This window comes from Shewanella colwelliana ATCC 39565, from assembly GCF_000518705.1.
Lineage (GTDB): Bacteria > Pseudomonadota > Gammaproteobacteria > Enterobacterales > Shewanellaceae > Shewanella > Shewanella colwelliana.
Window position 1 is genome coordinate 98,283 of sequence record NZ_JAEC01000021.1, and the last position, 25,021, is coordinate 123,303.

At 45.8% G+C, this 25,021-nt stretch carries 15 protein-coding genes and 1 pseudogene; 9 read left to right on the forward strand and 7 right to left on the reverse strand.

All coding sequences use genetic code 11. From position 1 onward, the window contains the following. Positions 1 to 73 precede the first annotated feature (73 nt). The 4 genes from L876_RS0110505 to L876_RS0110520 form a co-directional block, all read right to left on the reverse strand. Positions 74 to 868 carry a PepSY-associated TM helix domain-containing protein gene (locus L876_RS0110505; protein ID WP_028763776.1) on the reverse strand — a complete coding sequence of 265 codons (795 nt, stop codon included), beginning with the start codon at positions 866 to 868 and terminating at the stop codon, positions 74 to 76. 101 nt (positions 869 to 969) lie between these two features. Beyond that, positions 970 to 1,488, reverse strand: coding sequence for an FMN-binding protein (locus L876_RS0110510; RefSeq protein WP_028763777.1), 519 nt, complete (start codon positions 1,486 to 1,488; stop codon positions 970 to 972). Positions 1,489 to 1,608: 120 nt separating this feature from the next. Further along, the gene (locus L876_RS0110515; protein WP_028763778.1) at positions 1,609 to 2,778 is read right to left on the reverse strand and encodes a porin; all 1,170 of its coding nucleotides are present in this window, start codon (positions 2,776 to 2,778) and stop codon (positions 1,609 to 1,611) included. Positions 2,779 to 3,086: 308 nt separating this feature from the next. Then, entirely contained in the window at positions 3,087 to 5,282 is a 2,196-nt protein-coding gene (locus L876_RS0110520) for a TonB-dependent receptor family protein (protein ID WP_028763779.1), read from the reverse strand. Between the two features lie 197 nt (positions 5,283 to 5,479). Between L876_RS0110520 and L876_RS0110525 the strand changes: the two genes are divergently transcribed. The 7 genes from L876_RS0110525 to L876_RS0110555 all read left to right on the forward strand — a co-directional run bounded on the left by L876_RS0110525 (position 5,480) and on the right by L876_RS0110555 (position 17,589). Continuing rightward, complete coding sequence (locus tag L876_RS0110525; protein ID WP_028763780.1) at positions 5,480 to 6,190, forward strand: DUF3581 domain-containing protein; 711 nt, start codon at positions 5,480 to 5,482, stop codon at positions 6,188 to 6,190. A gap of 330 nt (positions 6,191 to 6,520) precedes the next feature. Next, the gene (locus L876_RS0110530) at positions 6,521 to 10,195 is read left to right on the forward strand and encodes an ATP-binding protein (RefSeq protein WP_028763781.1); all 3,675 of its coding nucleotides are present in this window, start codon (positions 6,521 to 6,523) and stop codon (positions 10,193 to 10,195) included. Further along, entirely contained in the window at positions 10,196 to 10,849 is a 654-nt protein-coding gene (locus L876_RS0110535; RefSeq protein ID WP_028763782.1) for a hypothetical protein, read from the forward strand. A gap of 1 nt (position 10,850) precedes the next feature. Beyond that, positions 10,851 to 12,071: a hypothetical protein gene (locus L876_RS0110540; RefSeq protein WP_028763783.1), complete on the forward strand. Its 1,221-nt coding sequence runs from the start codon at positions 10,851 to 10,853 to the stop codon at positions 12,069 to 12,071. 526 nt (positions 12,072 to 12,597) lie between these two features. After that, positions 12,598 to 13,860, forward strand: a complete 1,263-nt coding sequence (locus L876_RS0110545) for a dicarboxylate/amino acid:cation symporter (protein ID WP_028763784.1) — start codon at positions 12,598 to 12,600, stop codon at positions 13,858 to 13,860. Positions 13,861 to 14,071: 211 nt separating this feature from the next. Continuing rightward, positions 14,072 to 14,656: a hypothetical protein gene (locus L876_RS0110550; RefSeq protein WP_037428411.1), complete on the forward strand. Its 585-nt coding sequence runs from the start codon at positions 14,072 to 14,074 to the stop codon at positions 14,654 to 14,656. Continuing rightward, positions 14,653 to 17,589, forward strand: coding sequence for a prolyl oligopeptidase family serine peptidase (locus L876_RS0110555; RefSeq protein ID WP_028763786.1), 2,937 nt, complete (start codon positions 14,653 to 14,655; stop codon positions 17,587 to 17,589). The genes L876_RS0110550 and L876_RS0110555 overlap by 4 nt, the downstream gene beginning before the upstream one ends. A 58-nt stretch (positions 17,590 to 17,647) precedes the next feature. Here L876_RS0110555 and L876_RS0110560 read toward each other — a convergent pair whose 3' ends face one another. Further along, positions 17,648 to 19,024, reverse strand: coding sequence for a sigma-54-dependent transcriptional regulator (locus tag L876_RS0110560; RefSeq protein ID WP_028763787.1), 1,377 nt, complete (start codon positions 19,022 to 19,024; stop codon positions 17,648 to 17,650). A gap of 21 nt (positions 19,025 to 19,045) precedes the next feature. After that, complete coding sequence (locus tag L876_RS0110565) at positions 19,046 to 21,007, reverse strand: ATP-binding protein (protein ID WP_028763788.1); 1,962 nt, start codon at positions 21,005 to 21,007, stop codon at positions 19,046 to 19,048. A gap of 408 nt (positions 21,008 to 21,415) precedes the next feature. On the opposite strand from L876_RS0110565, the gene L876_RS0110570 reads away from it, so the two are divergent. Both L876_RS0110570 and L876_RS0110575 read left to right on the forward strand, forming a co-directional pair. Next, a complete protein-coding gene (locus tag L876_RS0110570; protein ID WP_028763789.1) occupies positions 21,416 to 23,212 on the forward strand; it encodes a flavocytochrome c in 1,797 nt (598 codons plus the stop codon). Between the two features lie 766 nt (positions 23,213 to 23,978). Continuing rightward, on the forward strand, positions 23,979 to 24,338 hold the full coding sequence (locus L876_RS0110575; protein WP_248674570.1) for a hypothetical protein: 360 nt from the start codon (positions 23,979 to 23,981) through the stop codon (positions 24,336 to 24,338). A gap of 262 nt (positions 24,339 to 24,600) precedes the next feature. On the opposite strand, the pseudogene L876_RS21550 reads toward L876_RS0110575, so the two are convergent. Further along, a pseudogene (locus L876_RS21550) lies at positions 24,601 to 24,950 on the reverse strand (IS4 family transposase); the annotation flags it as partial. Positions 24,951 to 25,021 lie beyond the last annotated feature (71 nt).

Sequence of the window (25,021 nt, forward strand, 5' to 3'; positions counted from 1 at the left end):
AGTTATATCAGCCTGTTAGCTTAATACTTTTGTAAGGATAACAGGCTGCTGGATGGGACGGTTGTGGCGGTCATTAGGGGCGTTTGCTGCGCTTTTTAGGCTTAGCTTGCCGCCACAGGTACAGGCCTGAAAATGCCATAAAGATTAATGATAGTGCCACTAGATCCATAAGCCATTGGCCAGACAAACCAACAATGCGACCGCTGTGAAGGTCAAGTAATACACGTTCCCAGGTCAGGTTATTTGAGCGCGATAAAAGGGAGACTTGGGCCTTGGCTGCTGTGATTTTGCTGCCATCAAGCCCTTGTTGCCAAACTAGCGTAGGCTTGACTGTTGTGGCTGCCCACTCAATGAGTTCGGCATCTGCCACAAATTGGCCCTCTTGGGTCTTAAGGAATAGCCGATCTTTTTGAATGGCAATGGCCTCTATGTTGTCAGGCAGACCAGTGGCTCTGCTTTGTTGTTCGAGTAATTCCCCCTCAGCAGAGAGTATATAGAGATTACTTTCATCAATGGCGACAAACATTTGTTGATAAACTATTGCACTGATAAGTGGTGCGTTCGCCTCAAGGATACGTTTGTCATTGAGCCATAATAGGTTATCAGTGATGGCCAACAGTGGTTTAGTTTGGAAAATCTTTATCTCATTTGGCGGTTTAATACCGTAATGATCCAGCAACCATGCTTGTGTTACGTGACTGCTGTCTATGGTTAGCTGATTACTGTGGTTAATTAATATACCGCTAATTGATACCATTACCACCAGCAATGCGCTGGCGATCCCCAGTCTTCTGTGCCAAGGCCTAAAGAGTTTTGCTAATTGTTGATTCAGGGTTTTACGGTGGGGATGGCGGGGCTTATTGCTCATGCAGCGGTTCTTATCTGTTGTCTAAGGATGCGTCAATCGGGGGAATCATCCCCATTTCGTGGCGATTACTATAACTGAGCTTGATGCTAACCACTACTTTCTTATTGACTATTTATCTGTTGATCCAGATAGAGAGCGATACGTGAAAGCTTAGTGAGTGCTCTGACGGATAAGGTTGCGCCGGTAATACCATCGATATGTTTATCTAACTGATAGTTAGCTGTGAGTGTGGCGGCTTTAAATTGGTCGGTAAAAAAATCATGGCGTACTTCATCGCCGCGGCTTTCCCGATACACCAAGACTTTGGTTTGCACTATGGCGCTGTCTTTAACATGGATACCCACGGTAATGGGAGATTCTTTGCCTATCTCTTCTAGAATCCATACCGTTTGCTGTGGTTGTTGCCAGTATCTAACTCGCATCTTGTTAAACTTGTGGGCCAATATCTCTTCAATGACTTTTTTTGATTCGCTGTCTAGCCATAGCACGTTGGCTTTTGGGGCTACTGAGTTAAAGGCGCTCGCGATAAAATCTTCAGTAGTTTGATAGGTATTGTCAGCCTGTGACTGCAAGCTGAAACACAAGAGGATGCTGGCGCAAGCAAGGGTGATAGATTTCATGTTTAGCTCTGCAATGATGTGATGAAAAATAGGTCACTATGGCAAAGTAACCGCTATGTCATAACCGTTACTTTGGCATAGTGAGTGCGCCGCTAAGACGCACTCATTATGAAGCCTTGCTTAGAACTGGTAGCCAACACCTAAGTTGAAACCATCAGAGTCTTTAGCACCGCCAACTTTTTCGTAGTCAGCTTTGAATACAACGTTTTCGTGCAACCAGTAGTTAATACCGACATTGGTTTGCTCTACGTTAGTATCTGCGTTGTTACCGGCGTTGTTGTCATATTCGTTGTAGCGAGCAAACACACCAAAGCTCTCATTAAAACGGTAAGAAGGTTCGATATACCAACCTGTTTGTTCATCACGACCAAGTGCTTTGGCTTCTTGTCCATCGATGTCCCACTGGGCGTAAAGCGCTTTAACCGTAAAACCTTCGATGGTGTAGATAGCGTGAGCAGTCAGTAATGTCGCAGATGCAGTATCAACACCTTCGCGACCTTGGGTCAGGTCTGACTGGTATTGTGCTGTTGCCGCAAGCTCAAGGCCTGGTACTGCGGTGTATTTAACTCGTGCGGTATAAGCGAGATCTTCAGCTTTGGCCTTAGAGACTTTTTGACGACCGCCACGGATGCTGTATGACTCATCGACATAAAGACCTGAGGTGATGGCACCGTCAAATGCAAGACCAGGAGCAGCTTTAACATTCAGTGCAGCACCGGCTTCCCACCAAGTTGCAGGTAAGATATTTTTCTCAACTGGGTTACGCTCAACACCGTAAAAGGCAGGTGGCTCGTGAGTCTCGTTGATGATACCAACAGGCATTAGGAATAGACCCGCTTTACCCGTGAACATCTGGTTAAAGTCATGTTCGATATAGGCTTGCTCAAGCTCTACTTCACCATTTTGGCCGTCACCTGAGATTGAGTGCTCAACTTCTAGTTCAGAGAAGAAACGTGTGTTTTCAGTAAACTCGTGGCCGAAGAAAAGTACAAAGCGATGGAAATCGAACTCTTTCTTGTCAGTGCCTTTTTTATTATCGGTGATATTGTTGTAATGCAGTTCACCATAACCACCGATGGTGGTCGCGCTCTTCGCTGAGCTTGATTCTTCTACAACATCTGCGGTTTGTTCAACACGCTTTTCTGTCTCTTCAAGACGCTTCTCAAGGTCTTTCAGGACTTTTTGTTGCTGCTCAATTACTTTACGCAGTTCTTGAGTTTCTTCAGATGCAACAGCACCTTGGCTAGCAAATAAGCTGACAATTGCAGCAGCAATTAGCGTTTTCTTCATCATTCTCTTCCCAGTTGTTATGTCGGGGTTATTAAATTGCTGGCGATTCTACCAATTACGTATCGTAATGCAAACCATTATCATTAAGTTTATTGATTAAGATCAACAAATGTAAAAGATCTGTAAATGTTTAGGGGTAGGTGAAAGCTAAAATATTTTTTATAAAACACTTTAAAAACAAAAGTATGGGTTTATCTTCTTGGCGAGGGCATAGAGGCGGCTAAATGGTGTAGCGTAAACTTTCGGACTAAAAGTGGGCAGCGATATGCTGCCCAGCGTTAATTCTCAGATAAAAATCGGTAAGTAAATTAGAATTGGTAACGATAACCCATGGTCACGGATAGGGGTTTACCAGCAAAGTTGGAGCCATGGATCTTAGTGGTGACATAGTCAGTATCGAATAAGTTCTCCGCTGTCAGATAAAGCTCATGATCACGCGCTATATGGTAACGCCCAGATAGGTCAACAATGGTTTTAGCCTCGATAAGTTGCTCGCTCGGGATATGACCATTACCAGCTTGAGTGCGTATTTCACTGGTATAACGTGCTGCCAGCGTTAATTGCCAGTTCTCAGTCTCCATCGCCACCGAGGCAAACAGCATATCTTCAGGCAGGTAAGGCAGTTTAAAGCCAGCCTCGACATCCCCCCAAGAGTCAAAGTCTGAGGTGAAGCTGTTATCGAACTCTGCGTTAGTGTAGGTGTAGGCCAACTTAAGCGGGAAGCTCAACGATTTCCCTTGGTTGATGGTGTAATCTAGGCTGAATTCGAGGCCGTTTACATCGACTTCTCCGCCATTATACTGATTACCTATATTGTCATCATTACACCCTTGCGCAGCGGTGCAGTTGCCGTGCATATTGCTGTAGTCACTGTAGAACAGAATCGCTTCGGCGTTTAATTCACCACTATTGAAACGCGCACCTGCCTCATAGTTCCAGCTCTGCTCCTCTTTACGATCACGGTTGCCGGGCGCGGCTGGGGAAAAGCCTTTTTGGACACCGGTCAAGAGCAACCAGTGCTCATCTAATTGATAGGTGACTGCTAAAGATGGCAACAGTGCCGAGAAACTATTGCGAATATCTTTGTTTGGCTCGCCCTCACGGCCGATATTGCTTTTGCCCCAATCGAGTCGACGGGTTTCGACCGTTTCATAGCGCAGACCCGCAGTGAGATTAAATTGACCCCATTGGATTTTGTCTTGTAGATAAAGTGCCAAGGCTTGAGCACTGTCGAGGCGATTAGAGTCGGTGCCAGGTATGCCAGCCGTATCGAGACGCATCTGTTGATCCGCCTGCAAGGTGTATTTGTCTACCCATTGGAATCTGTCCATCTCATCTTCATGATAGCGTGCACCCAAAGCGAGTTCATGGTTGTCTAACAACCAGTTCAATTCAGTTTGAAGCCCTTGGGAGAGATACTCACGATTATTGGCTTTCACATCGACACTCAGATCTCCTGCTAGGGGGTCTTCATCAAAATCGGCGGCCAACTGAGTACCAGAGCCACTAATACTCTTACCCCCTACTTTACTGGTTTTATACCAGTTACGGGCAAAGGCATTATAGTACGCGGTTGTGCCGAGGGTCAGGTTAGGACTGAGATCGATAAGATGGTTAATTTGTAGCTGTTTGTGCTCAGTGGTCATCAGGTCTTTTTGCGAAGCAGAATAGCGCTGGTAGGGGTTAGCGGCAAAATCTGCGTCGGTTAAACCTAGGTAGGTTTCATTTGAGGATTCGTCCGAATATTTCAGTTTTATCTCCAGCATTTGTGGTTGCAGGCTGTTTTCATCACTGCGAATACTCAGTTTGGCGAGTGCATCGTTTTTACTAAAGCCGCTATCGCCACCGACGCCATTGATGGTACGAAAGCCATCGGCTTGATAGCGATATAGATCCACCAGCGCACCCACTCGTTCACCTTGTCCACCTGCATAGGTATGGAGTTTGCCGTAGCCATGCTGGCCGGCTGCCACCTCAATTTGCCCAGTCAACGGCGCATCAGGGATCTGCCGCGAGATAAGATTAATTACACCGCCAGTAGTGCGTGGGCCATATTTTACTGTCGAGCTGCCTTTAAGGATTTCGATAGACTGCATTCTGCCTGAGGTTGGAAAGTAATAGGCGGCAGGTGAAGCATAGGGGGCGGGCGCGGCTAGTACACCATCCTCCATAATGGTTATCTTTTCTGAGCGATTCTGGCCGGTGCCGCGCATGCCTAAGTTAGGGCGCAGACCAAAGCCATCTTCCTCTTGAATATAGACGCCAGGAATAGAGGCTAATGTGCGCAGTATATCGCTGTATTTGAAGGTGTCTAAATCTGCTTGAGTTAGCTGGTGGGCGCTGCCTGGTGCGGTATTGAGAGGGTTGCGTTTACCAAATACGGTCAGCTGTTCTAACGGTTGTGCAACTTGAAGGGGGGCTGACAGGGCATGGCTTGGGTTGCTGAGGGTACTCAGCAGTGCGACAGTGATCAGGCTAAGTGAGCCAGTAAATGAGCGTGACATAAAATCTCCAACGTAAATGAGAGTTATTCTCGTTAAGTTGGGCAGATGTTAGGAGTTGGTGCTTAAAATTAACTTAAAGCAGCAGCTATTTACATTTGTTAAATTCTGTATCCTAAGTCATCGGAGAAGTGTTTGTGGTGTTTTGCTGTACACTGTGGCCCCTGAATGATAACTAGCCCCTGTATTGTCGAGCCGATATGTTTCTAAGTCCTTATTATAAAAAAGATGAACAGCTTGTTTCTGTCACTGCTGAACAAGCCAGTGAGTTTGCCAAAGGCGTTGCGCAAGATTTTAATCCCATCCACGACGTTGCTGCGAAGAAGTTTTGTGTCCCCGGTGATCTGTTGTTTGCCTTGGTACTGGGTCAGTATGGCTTAAGTCAAACCATGGGCTTTCGTTTCGAGGGAATGGTTGGTGATGGCGTCCCCTTGCTGTTTCCTGAGCAGGTTGGTGGAGCCTTTGCCGTTGTCGATGATAAAGGCAAGCAATATCTTAGTGTTACCCGAAGCGGTGCCTCGACGCTGTGTGACGTGCAAACTGAGTCTTTTATAAGAAGTTACGTGGCTTTTTCTGGGCTTAACTTTACCCATGTATTGGTGCCGATGATGAAGGCCCATGGGGTGATGATTAACCCAGCGAGACCACTGGTAATTTATGAAAGCATGTCATTTGATTTAACCACGCTCGACTTCAATAAGGTTGAGCTAAGCCTCGTGGAGCAAAAGTTAGTGGTTGATGGCAAGCGCGGCGATGTGACCTTAGGTTTCGAGCTGCATTGCGGTGACAAATTAGTCGGCACAGGCATTAAGACCTTAGTACTGAGTGGCCTGCGAGCTATCGACGTGCAAAGTATGGATGAGATGGTTGAGCGTTATGAGTCTCGCCGTATAGATTACCAAGGTGCATAGTCGTTGGGATAATCACTAAACGACATCACTCACTAAGGGCTGCCCCCCAATAAGGTGACTAAAGCCATCGCTACTGCAGCGATGGCTTTTTTGTTTTCGCTAGATCAGAATTCAACTGCTGTTTCCTTAAGCTTCATTACGCGCCAAAGTGAGCTATGATCGCGCTTTTTTCACTCCCAATGTGTTTGAGGCATCGCCTCGATTGCCAAGGCTGCGGCTTTGTTTTACTTTAGTGGGATTATTTTAAAAATAGATCGTTAATGCTGCTCGGCTGCCGCGATTGTTTATGCGCTATTGCCAATATTTGGCGCTGTTTGGATAAGGATTAAGATGCCAAGCTTGAATCGAATTGTGCTCATCAATACGCACCTCCCTGGCGTTGTAGAACTCGCCCTCGATGGACATACCAATATCTGTGGAACCAACGCTTCGGGTAAGACAACATTGCAGCGTTTGGTGCCGGTGTTTTATGGTGAATATCCAAGTCGCGTCGTCCCCTCGACTCGCGACAGCTTTGAGCGTTGGTATCTGCCGCACGATTCGAGTTACATCATCTACGAATATCGTCGTGATGATGGCCTGCTTAACCAGGCTGTATTGGCTTCGGCGGGTGATGGTAAAGGGGTGAATTACCGCTTTATTGCGAAAGGGTTTGAGTTAGAAGATTACGTTAAGTCGCAGCAGGGAGAGTCGATTCTGTGTCACAACATGGCTGAATTAGGCCGTGAGATGAAGCGTGCAGGCGTGGCTGTCACCAATCTCCTCAATACCCGAGAGTATCGTGCCATTATCCAAAATGACCGCACCTTGCTGAGCACGGGAAGTAACCGCAGTGAATTGCGCGCCTATGCGCGTCAATTCTCTTTGTGTCAGAGCGAGCATTCGCTACGTCATATTGAAAAGCTTGCTAAAGCGGTGCACTCCAAAGAGGGCAAGATGGAAACCATCAAGTCGATGATTGCCGCCATTTTGGAAGAGGATGGTGTGAACCCTCCGAGCTCGCGTATCAACCCTCAGCGAGTCGAAGCATGGATAAGAGAAAGTCAGCTTATTCAAGGTTTTGAGCAGATCCGTCCCGAATTCGATAAGCTTGAACAAGAGTTTAATCAACTGCTTAGCGCCGAACAAAGGCTCGCTGGTCTAAAGCGTGGTTATGGCAGAGATGAAGCCACTGAAGTCGAACGTCAGGAGTTAAACCAACAACGCTCAAAAGAGTTAGGTTTAAAACTACGTCAGCTCGATGACGAATGGAAAGAAGTGCGCGATGAGTTAAATCAAGATCTGTCGGCCGCTAAAGGGGATGTTGCTAAGATCGAACACGATCTTGATGTGATCGAAGATCAACACGCTTCGTTTCTCGACGCCGATATAGAGCAAGCCAAGCTGGATTTAGATCAACTGCCTAGTTGGCGAGGCAGCTTAGATAACTTAACTGAGCGTCATAAGCTGCAAACCGAGAAACATCAAGATGTTGAGGCGGCTTATAATGCCCGTCGTAGCAAAATTGGTGAAAACCTTAACCGTGAACTAGAGCTACTCGATAAAGAGCAAGATAAACACCGCGAAGCCCGCGATAAACAGAAAGAGCAAGGCCGCAAAGAGTTAACAGCGCTTGACGAGCAGTGGCGTGAGCAGATGGATGCTGGCCAGGCAAAGCACAGAGAGCAAGAATATCAGCTCAAATTGACCGCTGCTGAGCTAACGATGCAGGTCAATAACGTGACCTATAGTGAAGAAGAAAAACTGGCGTTAGCGGTTTTTGATGAACGTATCTCGCGTGCTGATGAAGAGCAAGAAGCCTGTAATGCCAAGGCAGAACGGCTCAGTAGCGAGGAGCGCAAATATCGAGCTAAACGTGATCAAGCCAATGAAAGCCTGCGTCAAGCTGGTATTCGGGTGATTGAGCGCCAAGGTGCCTTAGATGAGTTACACCATATCCTCCTCCCTCAATCGCACACCTTGCTTGAGTACCTGCGTAAAGAGGTTGATGGTTGGGAACAGAACATAGGTAAACTGATTAATCCAGAACTGTTACATCGCAGTGATCTGCACCCTGTCATGGGTGAAAACAGTGACGATCTATTCTGCGGTGTCGGCTTAGATCTCAAAGCGATTGAGATCCCTGAATATGCAGCCTCAGAGCAAGAGCTACGTGGTCGTTATGGCGAGGCTGAAGACGCATTGGCCAAAGCCAAAGCATTGCAAGCAGAGGCGGAAAATAGTTTAGTCGCCATCAATGGTGAGCTTGATAAACTCAATCGTGAGCTGACCTTTGCTAAGACCGCGTATAAAAACAGTCGTGATGATCTGCGACGTCTGTTTGATGAAAAGCGGGTTGAGCAGGAGAAGATCAATAAAGCCCTCGGTGAGCGGAAAGCTCAAGCGCAAAAACGCCTAAGCCGTCTCGACAGCGAACTCAAACAACTTGAACAGCAACATCAAGCCTGGATTGACGAGCAAAAAGAGCAAGCTCTCGAGGCTCGCATGGAAAAGAATGCCTACTGGCAAGAGGTGGTTGGTGTACTCGACAGCCAATTAGCGCAGATTAAGAGCAACATTGCCCAGCGTCGCCAAGATGCTAAGAGTGAGCAGAAAGCTTGTGAGCAGTGGTATAAGGACGAGTTAAAATCACGGGGGGTCGACGAAGACAAGATTGTTAAGCTTAAGCAATCGATCCGCGAGCTGGAAAGCAACATTAGTAAGGCGGAGCAGCGTCGTAGCGAAGTACTCAGATTTGATGATTGGTATCAACATACGTGGCTGGCGCGCAAACCTAAATTACAAACTGAGTTAAGCACCATTAAGCTGGCCGTTACTGAATTAGAACAGCAATTAACCCGTAAAGCCAACGAGGTGAAGCAGCAAAGACAAAGCTTAGATACCGACCGCAAGCAGTCTGATGCGGTGCAAGTTGAGGCGTCGGAGAACTTAACTAAGCTACGCAGTGTGATGCGCAAATTAGCCGAGCTAAAATTACCGGCCAACAACGATGAGTTACAAGGCGGCTTGACTGAGCGTTTGCGTCAAGGCGAAGAACTGTTATTGCGTCGCGACCAGCTACTTGGTGCAGTGAAGCAGTATATTGAGCATTTCGATTCGGTGATCGCCAGTAAGTCTGGTTCGAGTCTATCGGAAACTTGGGAGCGTGCTCGCGAAGAGTCGAGCTTTATCAACGATAAAGGCATTCGTCTGCTCGACTACAGCAAGTTAGTGCCACAGCTTGAGCAGTTGCTGAATGTTATGGTGCCACAGGCGATAATGGGGCTGCGTGAACAGGGACGTAACTTTGGTATCGACTTAACTGCATTTTACGATGTCTTGGCCGATATCGATCGCCGTATTGCCTCGCAAAGTGCACGTATTACTCGCGAAGTGGGTGAGGAGTTGTTCCTCGATGGTGTCAGCGAGTCAGCAGTGCGTATTCGATCGCGGATCAGTGAACTCGAATTTTGGCCTGAGCTGGAGGTCTTTGTGAAAGCTTTCCGCCAATGGAAAGCCGACGGCTTTGCCGAGTTGCCCGATGAGCACTATACCAGCAGCATGCGCCGCGCGTTAGAGATCATCGGCCGCGCCGCATTAACTGGTGGTATCGCTAAGTTGCTTGAGATTGAGTTAAGGCTCAAAGAGGGCAATAGTGACTTGGTTATTCGTACTGACCGCCAGTTAAACGAATCGTCGAGCCACGGTATGGCTTATCTGATTTTATGTAAATTCCTTTTAGCCTTTACCCGCCTATTGCGCGGCCGAGCCGATGTGACTATTCATTGGCCTATCGATGAGCTTGGAACTTTACACCACGGTAACGTGAAGAAGATTTTCGATGCCTGTGAAAACAATAACATCTCGGTACTTGGCGCATTCCCTAATCCTGAGTCTGAGGTGCTGAACCTGTTTGCTAACCGTTACATTATTAATAAGCAAACTAAGAAACTGCAGGTGGTGAAGCCGCAAATTAACCCCATTGCCGATAAGTTGAGCCAACGTTTTGCCAAGGAGGCTGTGTAAATGAGTAGTACAACGCAAACCGTATTAGTTGGCCAAGGCGCATTGATTGAAAGCTTACTGCGCGGCGAGTTTATCTGCCGCACCAGTAATGAAGAGGCGTGGCGTGCTCTGAAGTCGCCAGTCACTCGTGACAATGTCGAGCAGTACCTAAATCAGATCAACCGCACCATCGCCTCAGCGGGTGAGGGCGAGGTCTTTTTCTGCGGTTATCAGCAGCTTGGCGATGATGAGCGTAAAGTGATTTCCAGTCAGTTTAAAGATATCTGTAATGCACTCATTCCCTTAGTGGAATGGCTGGTGCTGGTGCAAGAAGCGAGCGGCCAAGATGCGCCACTGTCTGAAGGGGCTGCCGTGCGTGTAAGCGAGCTGCAGATGCGGATTGAAGACACGCCAGCCTTTAGGGAACAACTGGGAAAAATTAGCCATTATCGTCTGTTTGGGTCAACCAGTACTCAAGTGGATGCGCAGATTAAGTTAGTGTTTAAGCGCTTAGTGGAGCTAGGTTATCTGCTACGGCCCAACGCTGAAAAACAGATCTACATTGCCACCGGTAAACTCGATTATCTCTATGAAGTGATCCGCTTTATCGATGAAACTGAAGGATTAAGTTTAGAAGCACAGGCTGAAACAGCGACGCAAAGGGACTTAATCTAATATGAGTAGTAACTTACACCAGGCCGGGGTAACACTACTTAAGCAGCTAGGCCGTCATGCCGAGCTGGTGATGGATGTTTACCTGTCTGGCTCTGTTTCTGAGGGCGGAGACAACGCCGCAGCCATTGAAAAGTTGCGCAAGGCGGATATCTTGTGGCGACCCGAACCCGAACAGGAGTTACGGCTCAAGCGTTCGGTACGTGCGCTGCTTGAGGAGGCGTTAAGCGATGAGCGTAATCGTCAAATCGATGCCAATGTCGGCTCATCACTGGCGACCATTAAGACCCTAGCCGATCACTATAAAGAGGCGCGTCATGCGGTTGATTATAGTGCGAGTGAAGCCTACCTTTCTGATTTAAGTGAGCATGTTTACAGTTTTGCCGAGGGGTTACGCTACTCGATTCGTGTACTGTGGAGCCGGATTAACAATGAATTTGGTTATGTTGGCACCATCAATGCCAAAATTCGTGAAAATGAGCTAGCGCAGAGTCAGGTTACCGAGCTGCTCAATGGGCTGGAGATGTTCCAGTTTAGTGAGTTAGGTGAAATCGCTGGCGATATTAGAGAGCTGAGAAAACTCCTGGTCACCACATTACAAGAAACGCTGAGTGACTGTACTCAGGAGCTCAGTGTGGTGCAGGGACGTTTACTGGAGCTATTGGGGCGTTTCAGACAGATTCAGGGGCGTACCCGGTTATTAAAAGGCTGGTTACTCTATACCGATCAGCATCCTGACTATCGGGTGGCCGACCATGTTGGTCATAAACAGTTACCAAGGCTGTTTAATCGTGCCGATGCGCTATTAGCGCCAGCAGCAGTAGACGTGAATAACAGTGGCTATGAAACTGAGCTATTGGGATTAGTGGCGCAGATCAAGGCGATAACAAGGGTTGGACGAGATAGCGAAGTGCGTGAGCATGATGTGGCGTTCTCCTTGGTTCAGGCTGAAGATTTTGATATTCCAGATAATCCGCTCAAGTTAGCCGTAGAGGAGTATTTCTGCGCGGTTATTGATTCAGGCTTACGACAATCGGCCCTCGAGTACCATCAAGATAAGCAGCTTAATTGGGATGAAGAAAGTTGGCTCTATCAAGTGATCTGCGGCTATGAAGGACTCCCCGAGGAGCATAGACGTTACTTTGAGCTAGAGCCTATCGGTGAACCAGATCCTGTTTATACGGGCAACTTCATCATACGTGATGTGGAGCTGTGGCTGGCCTAACTTTTTACGCCACTATCCAATAAAAAAAACCATTAATACATTGTATTAATGGTTTTTTTTATTAGTTTCGCTTGTTGAAGCCATGTTAGGGAAATCGGATTTTGTCTGTTTTTTAGCTAGGGAATATAAGGGCGATGCAAGTTTTGCTAGTGATTTGAGTTTTCACTTGTACCTTTTTTTGGTGGATTGTGCTAAGTTTTTTGGTTTTGTTGGGTATAGTCACTGCTGGTTGTGGTGGTTTGTTGTGCTAGTTCATTGCCTTCATGTTGTCGTTGTAAAAGTTTTGTACGGATTAACCTTTGTTTTATAAGATATTTGGTTGTAAATCAGCGAGCTAGCTTTGAGTGTTTGGGTGTTATTGATTTGTTTCGCCTGCCGTTAATTGTGATTGATATTGAAATTATTGTCAGCATGATTCACTATCAAACGCTCATTACGACATGTAGTCGTTTCATATCTAGATATCATCCGCAGAGATGAACAGATAAAAGCGCGCAATAGACGGGCTAATAAAATAGGCAAGCATATGACAAAATCACTTTCTACTCGGATCTTTATTGGTCTATTCTCTGGATTGATATTTGGGTCAATCATTCAATATTTCCTCGCTGACGTTAGCCTGTTCTCTGGCGCTTTGGTGGATGTCGCTTCAGGTGCGGGCACCATGTTCGTCAATATGATCATGATGCTGGTGGTGCCACTGGTATTCGTCAGTATTGTCTGTGGTGTATTAGAGCTGAAAGACCTAAAAAGCTTTGGTCGCCTAGGGGGAAAGACCTTCGGCTTCTATATTATTAATACTTTAGTGGCTATCTTTGCGGCATTAGCTGTCGCACTTTTACTCAAACCTGGCCAAGGTGTAGATATGTCCGGTGGCAGTGGTGCTGAGATCACCGCCACTGAACTGCCGAATTTGATGCAACTTATCGTCAATATTGTGCCGAGTAACCCTGTTGCCGCGTTTACCTCTGGCAACATGCTACAGGTTATCTTTATGGCGCTATTGATTGGTGGTGTCGTCAAGTCGATGGGCAGTGCAGTGCCTTTGTTGGTGCAAGGTTTCCAAGAGGGCAACAAGCTGATGATGAAGCTTATCAGCGTGGTGATGCAACTGGCACCGTTTGGCGTGTTCGCCTTGATGTTAAAGCTAGGGGCGACCTTAGAGGCGAGTTTATTCTTCAGTGTACTTGAATACTTAGTGGTGATATTGAGTCTACTGCTACTGTGGATATTTGTGGTTTATCCGCTAGCGGTAAGCCTATTTACACCGGTATCAGCAAAAGAGTTCAGGGCTAAAACACAAGAACAGATCCTGTTTTCACTGTCTACGGCCAGTTCAAATGCCACTATTCCAGTGACCATGCGTACCTTGACCGAAAAGTTAGGTGTTAAGCGTGCCGTGGCGGGTTTTGGTGTGCCACTGGGGGCAACCATGAACATGGGCGGCGTATCGATTTACATCACTATCGCTATCTTCTTTGTGGCCAACTCGTTCGGTGCACCGATTGCGATGGAGCAGTTACCTGCACTCTTGTTTAGCATTTTCCTATTGTCAGTCGGTGCAGGTGGTGTACCAGGTGGTGGTATGGTGATGATTGGTGTGCTTATTCACCAAATGGGTCTGCCAATTGAAGCATTTGTTATTGTTGCCGCGCTCGACCGCCTTATCGATATGGTATTAACCTCTTGTAATGTGGTGGGCGATGCCGCGGTATTGACCATTGTCGATGCCACAGAGAAAGAGCATGAGGCTGAGGTGGCAGAAGCATCAGAGCTTAAGTCGGCTTAATTCTGATTGGCCTAGTTTTTGTGAAACACTGAATCGATTGATAGTAAAAAAGCTCGCCTAGATGGCGAGCTTTTTTGTACGTAATATTAGAGATCTACGTTTTAAGTGTATGTAAAATATGTTGATTTTATGTGTATTGCTGATATCTTTGCTTCTGGTGCGACCAGCACAACGACAATCAATAACAGCGTCATAATCAAGCAGTATCACTATGAAATTGATGAAAGGGATTTTAATGAAGCCACGATTAAGTTTGGTGTTAATGCTTGCCATTAGCACGCTTCTGGGCTGTGCACAGAAAATTGAGGGCATCTCTAAAGATGTCGATAAGCAGCTTGCTGAAAATAGCGGATACCTGTTAATAGGTATTGATACTAACCGAGGGTTACACAGCATCATTATTGGTGGTACCAAATCATTAATGTTGACCGACAAAGATCTCCAGTCTGGGACCAACTATATATTAGTCGATGTGCCAGCGGGCCAATACCAAATAGAAGATATTAAGTTTGGTCGCTATGTCTATATGGAGCTTGAGCAGGGATATTGGAATTTTGAGGTGAAGCCCAATCAAGTCAGTTATGTTGGCGACCTATACGTGAAGACTGTTGGGTTTTGGATGGTATCTTCTGCTGAAATTCTACTTGAAAACCGCTCAACCTCTGCACAACTATTTTTAGAAGAGAAATTCCCTAATATCTTAAAGTCTCGTCAAGTTCGTTATTCGGGACCTGGCGAGGATAAGTTTTTAGAGTATGCCGAAAGGCTGCTTGCAGGTAAGGAGGTGGCACTATGAGAGCACTGATTGCGCTGTGTTTATATTGCTTGGCGTTTTATGCTCAAGCGACACCGATACCTGCAAAAGAGCTGTTTCGCTCACCAGCTATGTCGCAGGTGGGCTTTTCCCCTGATAATCGTTATATCTCGGCGCTAATTGTGGATGAGGGGAAGAGCTATCTGTCGCTGATAGGTGTTGAAGATAAAATATATCAGCATGTAGGGGCCTTTGACGCCGATGAGCAGCTCAATGAATATGTTTGGATTGATAATAACACCCTATACATTAGCTATAGTCACCGTGGCCAAGCTCGCCAAGTGTTGGCATTGTTGTCAGAAAAAGCTGGGAAAATCGATGCCAAAATGGTGTCGCTTCCAAGTGACGGATATCTGGTTGACCCGCTTATTGCTGACCCAACGCATGTTTTATATGCTAAGAACCGCTATGGTAATCGTCCCAGTAATCGCCTTTATAAGTTGACCTTAGATGAGTTGATCAATAAAAAGTTTAATTCCGCTAAATTTGAAGAAAAAAAGCTAAAGGATGTCGCGGTATTTGCCTTTGACAGTATTCGTGAGGAGTTGTTTGCGGTCACGGCAGATATTGAAAATATGCGTGGCGAAGTCCTTTATCGGTCACTAAACGAAAGCCGCTGGAAGCTACTGTTTGAAATTGATGACTCCGAGGTCAGTTTTAGTCCGATCGGGTTTATTCGTGACAATACCTTGGCCGTATTGAGCAATAAAAATACTGATAAAGTTGCTTTATATGAGTTTGACATTCCAAGCCAGACGTTAGGCAGCGTGTTATATGAACACCCAAAATACGACCTCGTTGGCGCTGAACTGGATGAGTCTGGCAAGGCTGTTAAGTCTGTTCGGTACGTGGAAAACGGTCATCATGTTAGCCATTTCTTTGACAATGATATTAACCAAATTAAATCGCTGTTTAGTAGCGCATTTCAGGGCAAGGAAACCGTTATTAGTGCGCACTCAAATGACGCGAAGCAGATGTTGCTATTCTCCTATGCCTCTGATGACCCAGGTAGCTATTACTTATTTGATGTGCAGAGTAAAAAAGCTGATTTGCTTACTGAGTTATATCCAGACTTAATTCAACATCAACTTCAGCCGACAGAAGTGTTTTCTGTCACAAATACCGCTGGCGTAGAGGTTGAAGCCTATTTAACTTTGCCAGATAAGCAGAGTGGCAACGGCGTGCTTTTGGTTATGCCTCATGGTGGGCCGATTGGTGTACGTGACTTTAACTATTTCAATAGTGAAGTTCAGTATTTTGTCAGCCGTGGCTTTGCGATACTGAGAGTTAACTTTCGCGGCTCTGAAGGTTACGGTAAGCAGTTTTTAGATAGCGGTAAAGGCGAGTTTGGAAAGGCGATTGAAGAGGATATTACCGCAGCGGTTACTCAAGTCAGAAAGCAACATAAGTTTAATCAGATGTGTGCCATTGGTGCCAGCTACGGTGGTTACTCTTCGCTGATGCTGGCAATTAAGCATCCTGATGACTATCAGTGTGCGGTGGGTGGATACGGCATTTACGATCTACCGTTACTGTTTAACGCAAACAACTTCAAAGTACTGGAAGAGTATCGTGAGAGTGTATCCAAAGTTGTGGGTGAATTGAGTGATGAGTTGATTAAGTACTCTCCAGTTTATTTGGCTGAGGCGATCAAAAGCCCTGTACTGTTGGTTGCGGGTAAGATGGATCGTATTGCTGATTTTGAGCATTCGATGCGAATGGAATACGTACTCAACAAATTGGGCAAAGAGGTTGAGACTCTCTATTACGAACAAACTGGGCATGGTCAAAGTTCATGGTATTGGCAGCGGCATGAGTCTGCCTATGTCGCGGACTATCTTAAGCGTACTTTAGTGCTTGGCGAGTACCATCAAATGCAGGGCGTTAATGATGAGCTGGTTAAACAGCTTGGTGGTGATACGGTGCTGATTGCCGACGGATTTCATTTTGATAATCGAGTTAAAAATGATCAGTCCTTAGCGCTTAAGTATTATCGTGAATCTGCCAATATGGGTGAGGGGCGAGCGGCTTACAATCTTGGTAATTTGCTTGTTGAGCAGGGACTTGAACTCAAAGATAACATCACCATAGGTGCAGGTGTGGACGATAAAGCAAATGCCCATGCACTAATTAAAGAGGGGGTTGAGTGGGGCGACAAGGCTGTTGAGTTTGGTTATGCAGGGGCTGGTTATTGGCTTGGTATTGTTTATGAATTAGGTGAGTTAGTTGAGCAAGATTGGGGGCGATCTTTGAAGTATTTTACCGCGGCAGCGGAGTTGGAATATGACGCGAGAGCGCGCTTGAGAATGGCAAAAGCCTATTGCCTTGCGCCTGCGCCAATTCGAGATGTCCAACGCTGTAGCGAACTGCTTTCGCTATCAGATCTGGAAAAATTGCCAACGGATGAACAGAGAAACGCTGTGACCTCCAAGTCTTACAAGACTTTGCGTTGGGTACTTGGCGATATCTTTGCCAAAGGGGACTACAACCTAGATGAACGGACATTATTGAAAAATGTTGTGCAGCAAGAGTATCAAGCTTCAGACGTTAAGGTTGATTTGGATGATGTCGAATTTGGTGAAGTGACTTACAACAATTACCGTAACCGTTATCAAGTCACTGATGATGCTAAGTCCTTCGTGGGTAGAGACAAATTGAGTTTAGGCGCTGTGTTCAATGTAGAGTTTGAGCATGAAGGCGAAAACGTGGCACTGATAGGTAAATGGATTAAGCAAGGTGCGAGTGGGAAGCAACAAGTGTTCGATAGTTCATTTGTCTATGGTGATGCTGACGCAAAGAGTTGGGATATTCGATATACCTTTGATGAAGATGAGCTGTTTGAGGGAACGTTAACGTTAGAAATTAGCGATCTGAATAATAGGCTTTTAGCGAGTAAAACTGTCGAATTACGTTAAAGTTGTAAAGGTTTAAAAACGGCTTTTCTGACTTTGAGAAAAGCCGTTTTTTGTCGTATTACCCCTTGAGGCGACGGCTCAGTGCGCTTTGGCTTATGCCCAGAAGTTGAGCCGCGGCGGTTTGATTGTTGGCGGTACGGCTCATCGCTTCATCGATTAAGGCTTGATTGATTTCAGCGAGTGTGGGTAATTGTTTGGGGAATACCATGCAATCTTGTTGTGGCGAACACAGAGATTTATGTTCGTTAATCGCCTCCATAAAAGGAGAGATATTTAAGGCTACGCCATCACTGCGGCTGACGGCATCAAAAACCATCCCTTTGAGTTCGTGAAGGTTACCTGGGAACTGATACCCTGCCAGTTTAGGCGCGAGAGCGCGCGGTTGCTGAGGAGCTCTCAATGACATCTCTTGCGCGGCGAGGGCGATGAAGTGATTAATCAGCATGGCGATATCCAGTGGCCGATTTGCCAATGGAGGCAGCTTTATTTTGTGAGAGCGTAAGCGGTAGAGTAAGTCGCTTCGAAATGTTCCTTGCTGATTAAGTTGTAGAAGATCATCTTGAGTGGATACCACGAATTTACACTTAACCGGGTAGGCTTGTTCACTGCCAATAGGGCTATATTTTTTACTTTCAAGCAGTTCCAGTAACTGTATTTGCGCTTGCTGAGGTAATGAGCCTATCTCATTGAGGTAAAGCACACCGCTACCCACTTGGTGCAGGTAGCCGGCTACCGCATCGATTTCGCCATTGGCTCTGTGGTGAAGCTGACCAAACAGTTTGATAGCAAAGGTCTCACAGGTGATGCCCGCCAAATTGAGGCTGATAAAGGGGGCATCTGGGCTATAAAGTTGATGACAAGATTTAGCAAATTCACTTTTACCTGTCCCACTTTGACCATAAATCAGCAATGGCTCAGGGCTAAAGGCGACGGCTTCTAAATAGCGAAACTGATCCAATAACTGAGGTTCACAGGTGAGGATGTTATTAAAGGCTTCGGGATGATCTAAGGTGCGGCTTAAAAATCGCTCCTTAATATGTAGGTAGTTCCGCTCAAGCCCTACAACTTCTAAAGCCCGTCTGACCGTATGAGACAGATCATCGACATTATCAGTTTTAATAAAGTAATCGTAGGCACCATTTTTAATGCAGCGCACGGCGGTATCGACCTCATTGACCCCTGTGACGATGATAACCCGGGTATTAGGAAAATCACTGCGGATCATGGCAAGCAGCTCCTCTCCTGAATGGAAAGGCATGGTCAAGTCGAGCAAAACTAATGCGTAATCACCTACCTGAAGGCGATTCATCACTTGGCGACTATCGACACAGGTGTCTATCTCAGCTTCGGGGACCAGCCGGTTGAGCGTCACGGCAAGACTGCGTAACCATGAGGCCTCATCATCGACTAAGAGAATATTTCTTGCCAGTTTCATCTTAAGTTCCTGCCGTTAATTTCACTGGAACAGTGGAAAAATTAGGTTAATTTGGGTGCCTTTTCCTTGGCTAGAATGGATCTGCATTTCAGCATTGTGGGCTTTAATGATACGGCTGCATACCGATAAGCCTAAGCCCGTGCCACCCTCTGTTCTGCGGGTGGTAAAAAATGGCTCCGTAATACGTTTAAGTGTGGCACTGTCCATGCCACAGCCATTGTCTGATATGGATATTTTGGCATGCTGCGCTGTTAAATGAGTCTGTATATAGATGCGCCCTGTATGAGAGGGGCAGGCATGACACGCATTTTGAATGAGGTTAATCAAAACTTGATGTAACTGTTGTGCATCGCCCATCACCAGAGGTGACGGGGAATTAAGTTCGATAATCACCTCATGGGTTTTGGTTTGATTTGCCGTTAACCTTAATGCGACCTGCACCACTTCGTTAAGGCTAACGGCAGTTTTTTCACTGGCAAGGTGCGGCAAGGCGTAGCGCTTAAGATCGTTAACAATACGACTGATGCGCTGCGCTCCTTCGTTGATGGTGTCGCAACTTTGGGCTAACTCATCCATAGCTTTGACCGGTTCAAGTCCAGCAATTTGCCAAAATGGGTTAACTTTAATGTAATGCTGCGCTGCTGGGGTTAAATCTTTCATCGCGGCGGAAAAGAGTGCAATAGCATGGACGATAAGTCCTGTTGGGTTGTTGATCTCATGGGCGATACCGGCACTAAGCTCTCCAAGGGAGGCTAAGCGGCTCGCCTCTTCGTTAGCATGGCGCAATCTATGTTGCTCGGTAGACTCTTCGAGTAAGACCACTACCTGATCATGAGCAATAGGGTGAATTTGCAGCTGCCAATACTGCTGTTGATACACCATGTCGGCAGTGAGCGAGTGTTGGTCAGACAAGGTGGCTAGCACCGCTGACTTTAGCTGAAAGGGGTGGTTGTCGATATAGCGAAATTCAGGGCTTACCAAAAGGTGAATATTGTTGTCGTTACTCCATAAGCGCTGCATTGCTTGGTTTACGATGGTGACGCCATGAGGCATACCGTCTAATACCGACTGAAACTGTTTAGAAAGTGCTGAGATCTCAGCTTCAACCCGTCGACGTTGCATCAACTCTGCATCGAGCGCCTTTTTACGTTTATGGAGACTCACACTAATAAAACCGGTATAGATCATCCCCATTGCGGAGATAATAGAAATTAAGATAGCCAGCCAAAACATCCGTTGTTGGGTTGAGGTCAAATCGACCTTTTCTCGTCCAGTACCAAACCACTTATTCACCAGCTTGTCATACTCCCCAGAGAGTTTTAACTGACGCAGTGCATCGTTTATCTGGTCCATTAAAGCAGACTTTTTGCCATTGCAGACAAAGTTAAATGCGCCGTAAATCAGGGCATCACTGGAGCTGCGAACCGACGGATAAAGGGGTAATAGTCGACGAGCAACAAAGCTTTCAGCAATGACCACATCCACTTCATTATTAATCAGCCGTTGAAAGCCTGTCTCATAAAGGTCTACATCAATCCGTTCAAATTGTTGTGGATAACCAGAGAGGTAAACGTCAACAAAGGCGCCTTTTTTAATCGCAACACGTTTGCCGATTAAGTCTGCCCAGCTATTGATTAATGCTTTGCCTTGCAAGGTATAGGCTTTGGCATGGGTGGCATAAATAGGGTCGGATTGACTGAGCTTTCTGTCTAAATTAACCGGGCTAACCACGGCAATGACATCGATATCGCTGTCAGGGTTGTGAACATCTTTCACTAGTTGTTGAAAGCTTTTACGGCGCACTAAAATCCGTTTGTCCATGAGTTGACCAATACGGTCGATTAACTCGATGTTAAAGCCTTGGTCGACACCATTGTTGCGCCATTCTAACGGGGCGGTTTTTGAGTGTACACCAAAGACAATGCTCTCTTGGGCGAGCGCAGGCATGACGAGTAGGGTAAGGCAAAGCAGTAAAGATCTCATGGGGAGATTTTACATAATGATCACTAATGAAACTGTGCTGTATTACGCGAATCCATCATATGTTAAGTCATGTTTATGCATGTTTATGCATGTTGATGGTGCGATGTGACCCGTCGCACGTAGCACTATGCAATTTTGCATACACCTCCAATGGGCTATGCATGTTTGCATAGGCCAATAAATGGCGTGTGATTGAGGTGTCATTTTTCAGCACTAACCTCTCTATCTTGTTGCTGGCTTTGCAGCCTTAGGTAAAGATTTAATTGAGCGATATTAAATGCCGCGTAAAACGCTAAAAATTTTGACGGTATTTAACATAAACGAAGTGACATCACTTCAATTAAATGAAATGAAAGTGCTTCTATACTGATAAGGCTTAGGTCATAACGGGTAGAAGGGGGAGCAAAGATGAAAATGATCAAACTTGCAGCATGTATTGCCACATTAATTGGTAGTACAGGCTTTATGAGCAGTACTTTAGCCGCAGATAACTTGGCTGAGTTCCATGCTCAAAACCAAGAGTGTGACAGCTGTCATACACCAGATGGTGAGCTATCTAACGACAGCTTAACTTATGAAAATGAACAATGTGTGTCGTGTCACGGCACGCTCGCTGAGGTGGCTGAAACCACTAAACATGAGCACTATAACGCTCATGATTCTCATTTCCCTGGCGATGTCGCATGTACCTCATGTCACAGTGCTCACGAAAAATCTATGGTTTACTGTGACTCTTGCCATAGCTTTGATTTCAACATGCCATACGCTAAAAAGTGGGAGCGTAACGAGCCTACTATTGCAGAATTGGCCAAAGATAAGTCAGAACGTCAAGCTGCTCTTGCTAGCGCACCGCACGATACCGTTGACGTTGTCGTTGTGGGTTCAGGTGGCGCAGGTTTCTCTGCTGCAGTGTCTGCACATGATAATGGCGCCAAAGTCATTCTTATTGAAAAAGAGCCTGTGATTGGTGGTAACGCCAAGTTAGCCGCTGGTGGTATGAATGCAGCTTGGACTGACCAGCAAAAAGCGAAGGACATTACCGATAGCCCTGAGTTGATGTATAAAGACACCATGAAAGGTGGCCGTAACATTAACGATCCAGCTCTAGTTGAGATTTTAAGCTCTCACTCTAAAGGTTCTGTAGATTGGATGACCGCTATGGGCGCCGATCTAAACGATGTGGGCCGTATGGGTGGCGCATCGGTTAACCGTTCACACCGTCCAACTGGTGGTGCTGGTGTGGGTGCTCACGTTGTTCAAGTGCTTTACGATAATGCACTTAAACGTAATATCGATTTACGCATGAACACACGCGGTATCGAAATTCTTAAAGATGATAGTGGCAAGGTAAAAGGTATCCTAGTTAAGGGTATGTATAAGGGTTACTACTGGGTTAAAGCCGATGCAGTAATTCTTGCAACAGGTGGTTTTGCTAAGAATAACGATCGCGTTGCTAAGTTAGATCCTAAGCTAAAAGGCTTTATCTCTACTAACCAACCAGGTGCAGTCGGTGATGGTATCGACGTGGCAGAAAACGCTGGTGCAGCAACGAAAGATGTTGAGTACATTCAAGCGCACCCAACGTTATCTGTTAAAGGTGGCGTTATGGTTACCGAAGCGGTACGTGGTAACGGTGCGATTTTAGTTAACCGTGAAGGTAAGCGTTTCGTTAACGAAATCACTACACGTGACAAAGCTTCTGCCGCTATCTTGAAGCAAACAGGTAAGTCAGCCTTCCTTATTTTTGATGATTCTGTACGTAAGTCACTGAAGAAAATTGATAAGTACATTGGCTTGGGTGTAGCACCAACGTCTGACAGCTTAGTTAAACTTGGCGACATGAAAGGCGTAGGTATTGACGGTAAAGCCTTGACGGAAACCGTTGCACGTTACAACAGCTTTGTGACGAGTGGTAAAGATGCTGATTTCGAGCGTCCTAACCTACCTCGTGCACTGAATGAAGGTAACTACTACGCGATTGAAGTCACTCCTGGTGTTCACCACACTATGGGCGGCGTAATGATTGATACCAAAGCTGAAGTCATGAATGCCAAGAAAGAAGTTATTCCTGGCTTATATGGCGCTGGTGAAGTGACTGGCGGTGTCCATGGTGCAAACCGCTTAGGTGGTAACGCTATCTCTGACATCATTACCTTTGGTCGTCTAGCGGGTGAAGAAGCCGCGAAATACTCTAAGAAGAACTAATCTTCTTATCAACCTAACTCATAGGTTACTAACATAGTTTATCAACACCCAAAAGGTGGCTAGGAAGCCGCCGCTAAAAAGCCACAGTATTATACTGTGGCTTTTTTTTTACCTTTTGCTGAGGTTGTGTTTGGTGGTGTCCTGTTTGGAAAAGAGCGCTTGAAGGTCGTACCGTCATAGCAATCAATCACCTGCGGTGAGCTTGTGTGCAAGCACTCTTTTAGCACGGTGAGTGAAGCATGGCTTCATGCTAACGAACGAGAGGCAGGGAAGCCGAACTGGCTTTTAGATAGGGATATTGTTGTGAATATGTCCCTATACGCTCCACGGTGGTATCTGAAGTGAATGGATTCACAAATGCCGCGATGACATGGATGTCAAAGAGCGGCCATGCCATCAACGTCCGCAGCTGCATCTACACTGGGTTATTGACTCTCTTCGATTTAACTTCATTTGGGACTAATAACGCATTAAAAGCTAACGTGCTTTTGCCCCAAAATGAGTTAACACGTTGTCGGTGGATCAGTACCTAACGGGCTTTCTGGCCTAGACATTTTCATCGCGACACCAGCGAGATGTAATTCACTACTCCCATTAAAAAACTGGATAACTATACAGTCATATTCAAATCATAAGGGGTTGTAGGATTTTTATCCTGCAGTTGTGCGCGTTTTCCAGATGGTATATTTAGCAAAATGCTGATAAGTTCATTTTATACAGATAGTTAACTGTGCGCGTTTTCACTACTCCAACGAGGTAAACGCGCATGCTCACTAATAAAATGTTATATGCAAAGGGAATCATGCAACCAACTCATAGTCATCCATTATCAATTCCTTTATTGGCTTTAGCATTTCTACCAGCCATTGCGATAATCGCATGGCCTGCTGCATTATTCATGTCGGTGTTCATTTTTGATGCGCCTGATTCAGATAAAGTTTTTGCAAACTGGATTATTGTTTTAGTTTTGCTTACATATCCAGCTCCAAGTTACTTAGGCTTTAAAAAAGCAAAACATGGCCATGAAATAGCAGATTTAAAAGAGTGTTTTAAAGGCTTTGTTCTGGCTTATAGTTTTGTTTTAATTTTCTATGTGTCATCATTGTTCACACCATTTTTCAATTAGTTAAGGAGCAGTTTGCATATAACAAGCTGTTCAAGCGGGACAAATAACAGTTGGCTGGTTCCGCTTCGCTTCACATTTTAGCCAACTACAATTTGCCCCTTAACAGGGCGCTGGGGGATCCCCTCATAATTCAGGTCTCCCAGCAGTGTGAACCAACTTGATGTATTCATGCATTGCCCAGCGTAAATGCTGCGCTGTTATTCGATAGTTTTTCCTTCGCCGAACTTCTTTCCCCAATCTGACAATCGACAGCACAGGCCGGTGCCCTTAACGCCATCAAACAAAGTTGTTCTCTCACATCAACCCAATTGACAAGCGCGATAGGCATAATTCCTAGTTTAAAAATCGTGCACCACAGAGATGCATTGCATGCCAGCGATATACCGCCATTCGGTCATTATTGAGGTGGTGATTACCGAGTAAGCGGTCAATGCGTTTGATACAGTGCTTAGGCGCCACATTACCAGAGATGTTACGGCCTAGCTGGGTCAAAGAGAGTTGATCACCATCTAGTAATGATTTATTAGCAACCATAAGAGAATTAAGACGTTTTTTGTGGATGGAAGAGCATTGATTGCTAAGAGAGTCATGTAGTATTGTAATGTCGCGCATGGTGTTGTTCTAGTTTGTTTTTGGCGAAATTGATTAGATCAAACAGCACCATGCGTGTCTACTAATTGATT

Excerpts from the sequence above, each read along its gene's own strand:
- L876_RS0110555 (WP_028763786.1), top strand. The coding sequence starts at position 14,653 with ATGAGAGCACTGATTGCGCTGTGTTTATATTGCTTGGCGTTTTATGCT.
- L876_RS0110540 (WP_028763783.1), top strand. The coding sequence starts at position 10,851 with ATGAGTAGTAACTTACACCAGGCCGGGGTAACACTACTTAAGCAGCTA.
- L876_RS0110515 (WP_028763778.1), bottom strand. The coding sequence starts at position 2,778 with ATGAAGAAAACGCTAATTGCTGCTGCAATTGTCAGCTTATTTGCTAGC.
- L876_RS0110525 (WP_028763780.1), top strand. The coding sequence starts at position 5,480 with ATGTTTCTAAGTCCTTATTATAAAAAAGATGAACAGCTTGTTTCTGTC.
- L876_RS0110570 (WP_028763789.1), top strand. The coding sequence starts at position 21,416 with ATGAAAATGATCAAACTTGCAGCATGTATTGCCACATTAATTGGTAGT.
- L876_RS0110505 (WP_028763776.1), bottom strand. The coding sequence starts at position 868 with ATGAGCAATAAGCCCCGCCATCCCCACCGTAAAACCCTGAATCAACAA.
- L876_RS0110545 (WP_028763784.1), top strand. The coding sequence starts at position 12,598 with ATGACAAAATCACTTTCTACTCGGATCTTTATTGGTCTATTCTCTGGA.
- L876_RS0110560 (WP_028763787.1), bottom strand. The coding sequence starts at position 19,024 with ATGAAACTGGCAAGAAATATTCTCTTAGTCGATGATGAGGCCTCATGG.
- L876_RS0110510 (WP_028763777.1), bottom strand. The coding sequence starts at position 1,488 with ATGAAATCTATCACCCTTGCTTGCGCCAGCATCCTCTTGTGTTTCAGC.
- L876_RS0110575 (WP_248674570.1), top strand. The coding sequence starts at position 23,979 with ATGCTCACTAATAAAATGTTATATGCAAAGGGAATCATGCAACCAACT.
- L876_RS0110565 (WP_028763788.1), bottom strand. The coding sequence starts at position 21,007 with ATGAGATCTTTACTGCTTTGCCTTACCCTACTCGTCATGCCTGCGCTC.
- L876_RS0110520 (WP_028763779.1), bottom strand. The coding sequence starts at position 5,282 with ATGTCACGCTCATTTACTGGCTCACTTAGCCTGATCACTGTCGCACTG.
- L876_RS0110530 (WP_028763781.1), top strand. The coding sequence starts at position 6,521 with ATGCCAAGCTTGAATCGAATTGTGCTCATCAATACGCACCTCCCTGGC.
- L876_RS0110550 (WP_037428411.1), top strand. The coding sequence starts at position 14,072 with ATGAAATTGATGAAAGGGATTTTAATGAAGCCACGATTAAGTTTGGTG.
- L876_RS0110535 (WP_028763782.1), top strand. The coding sequence starts at position 10,196 with ATGAGTAGTACAACGCAAACCGTATTAGTTGGCCAAGGCGCATTGATT.